The sequence below is a fragment of the Labrys okinawensis genome (genome assembly GCF_002982075.1).
GTDB lineage: Bacteria > Pseudomonadota > Alphaproteobacteria > Rhizobiales > Labraceae > Labrys > Labrys okinawensis_A.
This window is the reverse complement of the sequence record NZ_PUEJ01000005.1, coordinates 335,705-347,408: the sequence shown is the minus strand read 5'-3', so window position 1 is coordinate 347,408 and position 11,704 is coordinate 335,705. Positions and strand designations below refer to the sequence as shown.

Sequence of the window (11,704 nt, the reverse complement as noted above, 5' to 3'; positions counted from 1 at the left end):
CGCAGCATTTCATGCCGCACCGTGCGCGGGATGACAGGCACGCCCTCACTCAGGCCCCTGCTCCCGCCTCGAGATATGGGCTTTCGAAACCGAGCTTGCGCAAACCGCCCTGGATCTCGGGAATGCGCATGAACAGGTTCCAGATCAGGCCCGTGCGATAGTTCTCGATCATCACGATGATGGGGCCCTGGTCGATCGACAGGAAGGTGTCGGCGAACCAGTCCCGCTCCTCGCTGAAGGCGTCGACGAAACCAAAGCGTCCCCAGACCTTGTCGCCATATTTGGCAAGGAAGTGGCGCAGGGCCGCCATCGCCTCCTTCGGCGCATAGGGAAAGCTCGACAGGGCGGCCGTCGGGCTGATCACGCCATTGTCCTCGCTCGGCTGATGGGCGGCATAGCCGTCCGGATCGTCGCTCGCCGTCAGCCCCCAGCAGTCGGGCCCATAGCCCTTATGGCCATGCGGATTGAGCACGCAATGGCGATAATTGATCATCGTGTGGGCGACGTTCTGCTGCCAATAATCGGCGTAGCGATCCTTCAGGCCCCGGGGATCGAGCCCCATGAAGGAATAGTGCGCCCAGAACAGCGGTCCGCCCCTGTCAGGGCCCAGCGGCAATTCGATTTCGTAATAGCGGCGCGGTGCGCCGAAATCCTTGCTGGCCGCGAAGCCGCGATGATAGGCGGCGGGATCGATGGGATAGCGCGGCGCCGATACCGCCATCACATAGGCGATCAGGCACTCGTTCCAGCCATGGATGTCATGGTCGAGCACGAAGCCGTTATTGGGGCTCCAATGCCAATAGAGCGCATGGCGCCCCTGCGTATACCAGTTCCACTCGATCTCGCCCCATAGCCCGGTGATACGTTGGCGCAGCCTCGTCTCGGCGGGAGTGGCGGCATCGAAATATTCCCGGGCGCAGAGCAGGCCCTGGAACAGGAAGGCGGTTTCGATGAGATCGCCGCCATCGTCCTTGCGGCTGAACGGCCAGACCTTGCCGGTCTCGCCATGCATGAAATGCGAATAGGCGCCGTGGAAACAGGTGGTCGGCTCGATGACATCGACGATCCTCGTCAACCGCTCCAACCCTTCGGCGCGGCTGATCCAGCCCCGTTCCATCGCCACGATCATGGCCATGATACCGAAACCCGTCCCGCCGATCGCCACCAGATCGTTGGGCGTATCCACGGTGCGGGTGGTGCGGTCGCGCGCCATGCCGCTCACCGGCTCCGCACCCTCCCAGAAGAAACGGAAGGTCTGGCGCTGCACGGCTTCCAGCAATTCTTCGTCAGGCAGGTCGATGAGATCGGCCGCCTTGTAGAACGGCCCGGCCTTGGTCATGCCTTTGGCCGCCTTCTCCGCCGCGATCTTCTTGTCGCCCTTCGAGGGCTTCTTCTTGCCGGCCTTGTCCTTTGCCATCGTCCCGTCTTTCACCCGTTGCAAGCCAAGAGGCTGCCTGATCGATCTCTAGACTAACGCTTCAACAGAAGCGTCTACATCACTGAAAAACAAATATTCTATATAGAACCGCCGGATCCGTCCGCGTCACCCGGTGCCGTCTGCCCTGCCGCGCGATCCGTCTGCGTCCGATCATTGAGAAGGCGAAGAGTGCGCGGAAAGAAACTAGCCTTGGAGCCGGGCCGGCCGATATGGATGATGGCGGATTGGCCGAGATCCTTTTCGAAAATGGCGAAAACCTTGTCGCGCGTGCCCTCGTCCAAGCCTTCAAGAGCCTCGTCGATAACGATCCAGGCCGGCTTCTGCAGAGCCAGGCGGGCAAAAGCCACCGTCTGTTGCTCCTCGTCGGCAAGGTCCTTGTCCCAACGCACATTGCGGTCGAGATCATCGGCGAGATGACCAAGTCCTACCGCCGACAGGGCATGCTCGAAATCGGTCTGCTCGAATTGGGCCACGGGCTGGGGATAGGACAGGACCTGCCTGAGCGTCCCCTGGGGCAGATAAGGACGACGCGGCATGAAGGTGACCTGACCGCCTTTGGGAATGCTGACCTGGCCCGAGCCGAACGGCCACAGGCCGGCCATGGTGCGAAACAACAGCGTCTTGTTCGCTCCCGCCTCGCTGACCACCAGAACCCGCTCGCCCGGCTTGATCTGGACATGATTCTCATTGAGCCGGCTGTGTCCGTTCGGCGCTTCGATCACCAGATCATCGAGGCGGATACCGTCATTTTCGGTCTCGGTGAATTTGATATGGCTGGCTGCCGTCTCTTGCGTGTCGACGTTGGTGACGGCGTAACGGAAATTTGCCACGCGCAGGAGCGTCGCGCGCCAGTCGGCGATGGTGTTGAAGTTGTCGACAAACCAGCGCAATTGCGATTGCACCTGGTTGAAGGCGCCGACGGCCACCATGAGGCCGCCGAACGTTAAGTTTCCGGCAAAATAGATTGGGGCGGCGACCAGGAACGGAGCAACCTGGGTGAACCAGCCATAGCCGGAGGTTACCCAGGCGAGCCTCGCGGTGGCTGTCACCAGCCGCCGCATTGCCTGCAAGACCGCCTTGAGGTCGAGATTGAGCTGGCGTTCCTCGTCTTTCTCGCCATTGTTCAGCGTGATGGCATCGACATGCTCGCTGACCCGCACGAGCGAGAAGCGAAACTCTGCCTCCCGCGCATAGCGATCCGCATTCAATCCGATCAGCGTACCGCCGACATGCCATGAGAGCAGAGAAGCCGTGACGGCATAAAACAAGGCGGCCCAGACCATGTAGCCGGGAATGGCAAAGCTGTAGCCTTCGATGTTGAAAACGAAACCGCTCGACAGGCTCCACAGCACCGTGATGAAACTTGCCAGATAGATCGAGGCCGACAGAAGCCCGATGCCGAGATCGGTCGACAGTTCGGTCAGGTGGCGAGCATCCTCATGCAGGCGCTGGTCCGGATTGACGCCGATCTTGCTGGAATTGGCGAGACGAAACGCACGGCGAGGCCGCATCCACTGGCCGATGAGATCTTCCACCAGACCTTGCCGCAACTTGAGCTTGACCATCCAGCTCAGCCAGGTCTGGGTGACATTGAGGATCAGCAATCCACCCGCAATGGCGATGAAGACCAGAAGCTGTTGCAGGAATTGCGCCAGGTCCTTGCGGGCCAGGGCATCGTAAAAGGGCTGGTTCCAGGCATTCAGCAGGATCTGGAAATAGCCGGTGACCGCGATCACCAGGACGACCCCGACGAGCAGCAGGAGCAATTGGTTGCGATGGGGCGAAGAGACGAAGGCGCGAGCCATCATGTTGAGCTGCAGCAGCAGCCCGCCCATCGACTGCTCAGACTGTCCAGGCTTGTCCGCCGGCTCGTTGCTCGGCGCGTCGGCAGGCTTCCCGCCGGATTGTGCAACCATGAATCACTCTCCGCCTCGACTATAGCCGCTCGTCCCGCAGAGTCATCCTCAAGGGTAAGTGAGTAGCGCGTACGACAGCGATCGCATGCATGCATTCGCGTGTTTTTGCGTCTTTTTGCACTTTCATACTTGCATCGCTCCCGCTTAGGCGACATAAGCAGGTCATTCATCGGATTTCGCGCACCATGGAAACCTCGTCCCTTCTCGATGCCGGCCTCATCCCTGCCGAACGACAGCGCCTGCTCCTGCAGCGCATCGAACAGGATGGCCGCATCGCCTCCGTCCAAGCGGCAGTGGATTTCGCGGTATCGGAGGACACTATTCGCCGCGACCTCAAGGAGCTCGCCGATGCCGGCCTGATCGAGCGCGTGCATGGCGGTGCCCTGCGCAAGTCCCGCGCTTCACATCGATTTGATCGGCGCCTGGTCAGCAACGAGGCGCAGAAGAAGCAGCTGGCGGCCTATGCTCTCCGTTTCGTCGAACCGGGCATGGTCATCCTGCTCGACCAAAGCACCAGCAACCTGATGCTGGCGCGCCAGCTTCCGGTCGAGGCTGGCCTTACTGTGATTACGCCCTCGCCCGACATCGCGGTCGCCGTGCTCGATCGCGGCATCGGCAAGCTGGTGCTGATCGGCGGGCAGGTCGATCCCCAGTCACGCAGCGCCAGCGGTGCCGGTGCCTTGGAACAGATTGCCTATCTCAAGCCGGACCTGTGCTTCCTGGGGGCCTGTGCCGTCGACCTGATCGAGGGCGTGACAGTTGTCGACCATGACAATGCTCACCTCAAGCGCGCCATGGTCGCGGCCTCCCGCTCGACACTGGCCCTGGTCACCGCCGAGAAGCTCGACACACGCTCGACCTATCAGGTCATGCCCTTCAATCGCCTCGAGCGGATGGTCACAGAGAATGCGAGCTCGAACACCATCCTACAGCGCTACAGCGAAAGTGGCGTGGAGATCCATCTTGTCTGAAACGTCCTCCTATCGGCCCGGCTGGCGGGTCTGGCATCCGACCGCCTCGACCTTCTACGTCAATGGGGCGCTCTATGGCGTTTGGGCCACCCAGATTCCTCTCGCCAAGGAGCGGCTGGGGCTCGATCCCATCGTGCTGAGCATCGTCCTGCTGATGCTCGGCGCAGGGGCGGTGCTCGCGATGGCCGGCAGCGGCTGGATCATCCAACGCATCGGCACGGCGGCGCTCATCCGATTGAGCGGCGCGATTTTCGCAGCCCTGCTGCCCACCATTCCCCTCATGCCGGATGTCTGGCTTCTCTCCGTCGTCGTCTTCCTGTTCGGCGCCAGCGGCGGCTGCATGGACGTGGCAATGAATGCCGATGCCGCCCGGATCGAGAAGCAGGTCGGGCGCCCCTATATGTCTTCCTTCCATGGCATGTGGAGTCTGGGCGGCCTGACCGGGGCCGGTATCGCCACTTTGATGCTTCGCTGGACCGATGGCGCCGTCCAGGCGCTCATCCTGACGTTGGGCCTTGTCGCGATCTTTGCCTGGGGGCAGAGAGGCCTCGCCCCCGGGAAGGTCGCGGCGACCGCCAGCGCCGGTAAATCGCCCTCCTTGCGCCCGGCCTTCCTTGCCGTGGTGGTCGGCCTGATGGCGGCGCTCGCCTTCAGCGGAGAAGGCGTCGTGCTGGATTGGGCCGCTATCTTCCTGCGCGAGCAATTGGGAGCCGGCCAGGAACTCGCCAATCTCGGCTATGCCGTCTTCGCCGGGGCGATGGCGAGCGTGCGTTTCCTGGGCGACCCCATACGCCGTCATGTCGATGGTGTCTATCTGGTCCGAGGCGGCTGCCTGCTTGCCGTGATCGGCCTCTTGTTGGGGCCGCTCTCCGGCAATGTCTATGCCGCGATCGTCGGCTATGGCCTGACCGGCATCGGCTTTGCCAATGTGGTGCCCGTCCTGTTCAGCACCGCCGGAGCCATGCCCCGCCCGGAGGTGCAGATCGCAACGGTGTCGACCATGGGCTATGCCGGCCTGCTGGTAGCCCCGCCTTTGCTGGGGGCCGTCGCCCATGTGTCGTCGCTCGCCGGCATCTTCTACGTAGCGGCGGTGTTCACCGTGATTATTGCAGTGCTGGCACCCGTCTGCGCCCCCCGCGGCAATTCGGGACGCCCGGCTATAGAAGCGGGCTGACAAGCCGGGCCAGATTTTCGGCGACCTTGCGGATCCAGGGGCGCCGGCGCCATCTGTCGAGATCCATCCGATCGCTGTTGGCGATGTAGTCATCCTGCATGCGTCGCAACTGCTGCGTGACCTCCCGGTCATAGATCACGACTGTGATCTCCGAGTTCAGCACGAAGGAGCGCATATCCATGTTGCTCGAACCGATCAGGGCGAGGTCGGTGTCCACGGAGACGTTCTTGGCGTGCAGGAATTTATCGCGGAAAAGGTGGATGCTCACCCCGGCGGCCAGCAATCCGCCATAGTAGGACTGCTGGGCGAAACGCACCAGGCGGTGGTCCGTAATCTTGGGCACCACCAGATGCACGGCGACGCCGCGCAGCACGGCAATCTGCATCGCCTTGTGAACGGCCTCGCTCGGAATGAAGTAGGGCGTGACGATCACCACGCGCTGCAGGGCGGAATGAATGGCGGTGACGATCAGGCTCTCTATACCCCCGACCCGGTAGTCCGGCCCGCTCGGCAGGACCTGCATCGCCAGCGTGCCGCAGGCAGGCGTCGGCGACATCACGCTGTCGAGCGGCAGCGCTTCTTCGGTTTCCAGGAACCAGTCGGCAATGAAGACGGCCTGCAATTCCAGCACCACCGGCCCTTCCATGCGCAACATCAGCTCCTGGTTCGAGATGTCGAGCACCGAGCGGGCCGCGATGATGTTCTGGGAGCCGGCATAGCCCACCCGCCCGTCCATCACCGCGATCTTGCGATGATTGCGCAGGTCTGCCCGGGCAGATTTGCGGCGGAAGAAGGTCACCGGGAGGATGGGACGGGCCTCCACGCCATATTCGGCAAGCGTCCTCAGCACGCTGCGCGCCCATGGCCGCGAACCGATGGCGTCGATGAGCACGCGGCATTTCACGCCGCGCATCTGGGCGCGGCCGAGGGCCTGCATCACCTTCTGCCCCACCTCGTCGTCGGAGAAGATGTAAAACAGCAGATGGACATGATGCTGCGCAGCGTCGATATCGGAAACCAGCCGATCGATCATCCGTGAATAATCGCCGAGGAAGTCCACCCTCGCCCCATCCACGACCGGCAGCCTGCCCACTCTTTCGATCAGCACCGCAGCGCGCGTGAAGCGCCGGGGCAGCCGCTCGCGCCCGACGTCGGTCAGCTCGCGTACCTTGTCGGCGGAGAGGCTCAGGATATCCGGAAGGCGCTCGAACCGCTTGCGCCGCCAGCGCGGATAGGTGGCGCGCCCGATCAGGAGGTAGAGCAGCAGGGCCGGCCAGGGCAGGAACATCACCAGCAGCAGCCAGCTTCGCGCCGCATCCGAATTACGCCGGAACGGTACCACCACGATCATGACGAGGCGAACGGCCCATTCCGAATAGAAATAGGCCCACGCCAACACGCTCAAACCTGGCAAGGTCAGATCGGAGAAGGACAAGCTGGGCCTTTCCATGAAAAAAACCCACGCAGCGAACTGCGTGGGCGTGACTTGCGTCAGATGGCGATCCTCACGGCCTTTTTCGATCTGACGAAATCGTCAAGCATCGCAAAGACGCATCCAAACGAGGAACTAGAGCAAAGTGCGCTTTGGTGAAAACGTGCCTTGCTCTAGGGGATCTCCCCCCTTACGGGCACTGCACGCGGCGATACCGCACGTTGCCGTAGTAGTCATAGTAGCGGCGGGTGCAAGCACGCGGAGTGGTTTCGGCACCGACGATGGCACCGGCAGCACCGCCGAGCACGCCGCCGACGATCGCGCCGCCAGCCGAACGCGTGGCCAGGCCACCGATCAGCGCGCCGCCGCCAGCACCGATGGCAGCGCCACCGAGCGCGCGGTCACCACGCGAATATTCCGAGCAACCCGCGAGCAAAAGCCCGGCAGCTGCTACGATCAAAAGTTTCTTCATGGGGAGATCCTCCGTGGATGCCGATCCGTATCGATCATATACAGATACAACCGAGAGCAAAGCCCGATTCTTACATCATGCACACCATGAACCGGAGATGAATGACTACGTAAGGATAGCTCGTGCTTCAGATGCCATCGCTTTCTGCCAAAGCCAAGCATTTCACTGCCGACTCAACCGAAATGACGCATGTCACCGACATACAAACTTCTGCGGCGAAGACAAGTTCCCTTCCGTGTACCGGTGCCCTTTCGAAGAGACCTGCGCCCCTTCCCCGAAACGCCCCTTCTCTCGCAACTGCGAAAAGGCCGCTTGCACCGGCGCGTCATGACGATTAAGCGGGAATGTCCGGAAATCTAGATAGTTTGGAGCGACAAGCGATGGAAGCGCTCTTCATCGGCCATGCCTATATCGACGTGACCTTCGTTGCGGATGACATGCCGCGTGGCGATGAGAAGTCGGTGGCCAAGGACTATGCCGTGGCGTTCGGCGGAAACGCCACGACGGCCGCCTTCTGCTGCGCCAAGCTGGGTGTGATCCCGGATCTCATCACAACCAATTCGAACGACTGGCTCGGCCGCATGTTCATGGACATGGCGGCGAAATACGGCATCTCCGTCCATCCCCGCAAAGTAAGGCGCTCCTCGCTCTCCTTCATCATGCCCAAGGATGGCAAGCGCGCCATCGTGCGTGCGCGCGATGACGAGTATCTGCATCCCTATCCGCATCTCAATCTCGGCAATTGCCGCGCCCTGCATCTCGACGGCCATCTGGCCGACGCCGCGCTCTATTACGCCAAGGAATTCCGCAAGCTCGGGCGCCTGGTTTCGCTCGATGGCGGCGGCCTGCGCTCCAACACCGACGAATTGCTCAACTATGTCGACGTCGCGGTGGTGGCCGAGCGCCTGTGCGAGCAGATGAATCTGAGCGAGACCGAGATGCTCGATTATCTCAAGGGCAAGGGATGCAAGATCGCCGGGGTGACTGCCGGCGAGCGCGGCATGCTGTGGTATGACGAGAGCGGCAAGGTGCAGCGCCTGCCGGCCCTCAACGTGCCCAAGGCTTCGGTGGTCGATACCAACGGCGCCGGCGACATCTTCCATGGCGCCTATATGTATTCCTATCTCAGCCGCCCCCTGTCGCGCTGGGAAGAGCATTTCCGCTTCGCGCGCGGCGCTTCCACCCACGCGATCCAGTTCCTCGGCAACGAGGCCAAGCTGCCCACCCGGGCGGATGTGGAATCCATCGAAACGCGCTTCCAGCCCGTGGCCGTTTCCTGATCTCCCTGCGAGCCGGCGGGTTCTCGTGGCCCGTGCCGGACCATCCCGACGAGCCCTTCGCCATGGTCGGCTATGTCGCCCTGCTCTACAGCATCGTGCTGACGCCCCAGCGGCGGGTCGTGATGGAGGAGTTGCGAGCGATCGCCGCCGGGTGCGGGTATGACCATCCCCGCACTCTGGCGTCGACCGGAAATCTCGTCTTCGAAGCGCCCGAACAGGATATTGCCGCCATCGAGACCCGGCTGGAGGCCGGTTTCCGGAGCCATTACGGCAAACATGTCGACATCATCGTGCGGAGCGCGGAGGGCTGGCGGAGCACGGTGGCCGGCAATCCGTTCCCGGCCGAGGCCGAACGCGACGGCAGCCTCGTCATCGCCCGCCTGATGCGTGCCCCGCTGGGCGAAGAGACGCTGGGCAAGCTGGAACGCTATCTCGATGGAGGTGAGCGTCTTGCCCTGGTCGGCGGCGATCTATGGATCGCCTTTGCCGGCGCCCCGAGTGAGAGCCGTCTTGCGGGCGCCCTCTCCACCAAGCGGCTCGGCATCGGCACAGCGCGCAACTGGAACACCATACGCGGCCTCGGCCAGATGCTGGCGTGAAGCGCCAGGTATGTCGTCCCCTGCGCTGCAGCGCGCGCGCCACGACGTGTCCCACACATCGTGGCTGAGGATCACCCTTTATCCCTGCCCGGCCTGCGCCTCGGCCACGGCCACCGCCGTCATGTTGACCACGCCGCGCACGGTCACGGCCCGGTTGAGGATGTGGGCCGGCTTGGCGGCACCGATCAGGATGGGGCCGACGGGCAAGGCATCCGCCAGCATGCGGGTGAGCTGGAAGGCGATGTTGGCCGCGTCGAGATTGGGCATCACCAGCACATTCGCCTCGCCCCTCAGTCGCGACGAGCTCAGCTTGAGGTCGCGCAGGCTTTCGGACAGCGCCGTATCCGCCTGCATCTCGCCATCGGCCTCCAGATCGGGACGCTGCTCGACCAGGAGCTCCAGGGCCCTGCGCATCTTGCGTGCCGCATCGGTGTCGTAGGAGCCGAAATCGGAATGCGACAGCAGGGCAATCTTGGGGTCGATGCCGAAACGGCGGACATGCTCGGCCGCCAGGATCGCCATCTCAGCGATCTCCTCCGCGCAAGGGTCGGGTTTGACCTGGGTATCGCAGATGAAGAAGGCGCCCTTGGCCGTCAGGACCAGGGACAGGGCCGAATAGTCACGCACGCCCGGCGCCAGGCCGATGATCTGACGCACATAGCGCAGATGGCGCATATAGGCCCCTTCCAGCCCGCAGATCATCGCATCGGCATCGCCGCGATGCAGGGCCAGGGCGGCGATCACCGACGTATTCGAGCGCACGATGGTACGCGCGGTGTCTTGCGTAACGCCTCCACGCCCGGCCAGATGATGATAGAGCGACCAGTAATCCTTGTAGCGCGGATCGTCGGCCGGATCGATCACCTCGAAATCCTGGCCCGGCCGGATCGTCAGGCCGAAACGCTGGATGCGGGTCTCGATCACCGAAGGGCGCCCGATCAGGATCGGCCGGGCAAGCCCTTCCTCCAGCACGACCTGGGCCGCGCGCAGCACGCGTTCGTCCTCGCCTTCGGCATAGACCACGCGCTTGGGGTCGGCCTTGGCGGCGGCGAAGAGCGGCTTCATCACAAAGCCGGAGCGGAAGACGAAACGCGTCAGGCTCTCGGCATAGGCTTCCAGATCGGTGATCGGGCGGGTCGCAACGCCGGTTTCCTGTGCGGCACGCGCCACGGCTGGAGCGATGCGCAGGATCAGGCGCGGATCGAAGGGCGAAGGAATGAGGGAATCGGCGCCGAAGCGGCGGCTCTCGCCGCCATAGGCACGCGCCACCACATCCGAGGGCGTCTCGCGGGCGAGAGCCGCGATCGCCTCGACGGCGGCGTGCTTCATCTCCTCATTGATGGTGGTGGCCCCGCAGTCGAGAGCACCGCGGAAGATATAGGGGAAGCACAGGACATTGTTGACCTGGTTCGGGAAATCCGAGCGCCCGGTGCAGATCATCGCGTCCGGGCGGGTTGCCTTGGCGAGTTCGGGCATGATCTCCGGGAACGGATTGGCGAGCGCCATGATCAGCGGGTTATGCGCCATGCGCGCGATCATCTCGGGCTTGAGCACGCCGCCGGCGGAGAGGCCGAGGAACACGTCGGCCCCTTCGATGATGTCGTTGAGGGTGCGCGCCTCGGTCTCCTGGGCGTAGACGTCCTTCCAGGGATCCATCAGCTCGGTGCGGCCCTTGTAGACCACGCCCTTGATATCGGAAATGAAGATGTTCTCGCGCTTGGCACCGAGCGAGACCAGGAGATTGAGACAGGCGAGCGCCGCGGCGCCGGCGCCGGAGGCCACGATCTTGACCTCGCCGATTGCCTTGCCGGCAAGTTCCAGGCCGTTGCGGACGGCGGCCCCGACGATGATGGCCGTGCCATGCTGATCGTCGTGGAAGACCGGGATCGCCATGCGCTCGCGCAGGAGGCGCTCGACCTCGAAACATTCGGGCGCCTTGATGTCCTCCAGGTTGATGCCGCCGAAGGTCGGCTCGAGCGCGGCGACCACGGTGACGATCTCCTCGATAGACCTGGAAGCGATCTCGATGTCGAAGACGTCGATGCCGGCGAACTTCTTGAACAGGACGGCCTTGCCTTCCATCACGGGCTTGGAGGCAAGCGGACCGATATCGCCCAGGCCGAGCACGGCGGTGCCGTTGGAGACGACGGCGACGAGATTGGAACGGGCCGTCAGATTGGCGGCCTCGAGCGGATCGGCGTGGATCGCCTCGCAGGCCGCCGCCACGCCCGGCGAATAGGCCAAGGCGAGGTCGCGCTGGTTACCAAGCGGCTTGGTCGCCTGGATCTCCAGTTTTCCCGGCTTGGGATAGCGATGGTAGATCAGTGCCCCGGTCCGCAAATCCTCGGACATGGTCGAGGAATTCGTGGGGGCTGCCGAGCCGGCCTGGACATCTGACATTGCGTTTCCCGTCTTGTTGTGT

Annotated in this window: 9 protein-coding genes; 4 read left to right on the top strand and 5 right to left on the bottom strand. The window is 63.2% G+C overall.

The genetic code is table 11. From position 1 onward, the window contains the following. Positions 1–49 precede the first annotated feature (49 nt). Both C5L14_RS15285 and C5L14_RS15280 read right to left on the bottom strand, forming a co-directional pair. Complete coding sequence (locus C5L14_RS15285) at positions 50–1,417, bottom strand: glucoamylase family protein (protein WP_245443400.1); 1,368 nt, start codon at positions 1,415–1,417, stop codon at positions 50–52. Positions 1,418–1,515: 98 nt separating this feature from the next. After that, complete coding sequence (locus C5L14_RS15280) at positions 1,516–3,354, bottom strand: ABC transporter ATP-binding protein/permease (RefSeq protein ID WP_105862905.1); 1,839 nt, start codon at positions 3,352–3,354, stop codon at positions 1,516–1,518. A 185-nt stretch (positions 3,355–3,539) separates the two neighbouring features. On the opposite strand from C5L14_RS15280, the gene C5L14_RS15275 reads away from it, so the two are divergent. Both C5L14_RS15275 and C5L14_RS15270 read left to right on the top strand, forming a co-directional pair. Next, positions 3,540–4,325 (top strand): DeoR/GlpR family DNA-binding transcription regulator, encoded by a 786-nt coding sequence (locus tag C5L14_RS15275; RefSeq protein WP_181161188.1) that lies wholly within the window; start codon positions 3,540–3,542, stop codon positions 4,323–4,325. After that, on the top strand, positions 4,318–5,499 hold the full coding sequence (locus tag C5L14_RS15270; RefSeq protein WP_181161187.1) for an MFS transporter: 1,182 nt from the start codon (positions 4,318–4,320) through the stop codon (positions 5,497–5,499). The genes C5L14_RS15275 and C5L14_RS15270 overlap by 8 nt, the downstream gene beginning before the upstream one ends. On the opposite strand, the gene cls is transcribed toward C5L14_RS15270, so the two are convergent. Beyond that, positions 5,483–6,934: a cardiolipin synthase gene (cls, locus tag C5L14_RS15265; RefSeq protein ID WP_245197432.1), complete on the bottom strand. Its 1,452-nt coding sequence runs from the start codon at positions 6,932–6,934 to the stop codon at positions 5,483–5,485. The two genes, C5L14_RS15270 and cls, sit on opposite strands and share 17 nt — an antisense overlap. A gap of 187 nt (positions 6,935–7,121) precedes the next feature. Further along, positions 7,122–7,403, bottom strand: coding sequence for a bacteriocin (locus tag C5L14_RS15260; protein WP_105862901.1), 282 nt, complete (start codon positions 7,401–7,403; stop codon positions 7,122–7,124). A 380-nt stretch (positions 7,404–7,783) separates the two neighbouring features. On the opposite strand from C5L14_RS15260, the gene C5L14_RS15255 reads away from it, so the two are divergent. Both C5L14_RS15255 and C5L14_RS15250 read left to right on the top strand, forming a co-directional pair. Further along, the gene (locus C5L14_RS15255; protein WP_105862900.1) at positions 7,784–8,683 is read left to right on the top strand and encodes a sugar kinase; all 900 of its coding nucleotides are present in this window, start codon (positions 7,784–7,786) and stop codon (positions 8,681–8,683) included. A gap of 62 nt (positions 8,684–8,745) precedes the next feature. After that, entirely contained in the window at positions 8,746–9,282 is a 537-nt protein-coding gene (locus tag C5L14_RS15250; RefSeq protein WP_105863236.1) for a DUF1697 domain-containing protein, read from the top strand. A 78-nt stretch (positions 9,283–9,360) separates the two neighbouring features. On the opposite strand, the gene C5L14_RS15245 is transcribed toward C5L14_RS15250, so the two are convergent. Then, a complete protein-coding gene (locus C5L14_RS15245; protein ID WP_280871284.1) occupies positions 9,361–11,682 on the bottom strand; it encodes an NADP-dependent malic enzyme in 2,322 nt (773 codons plus the stop codon). Positions 11,683–11,704: the final 22 nt, after the last annotated feature.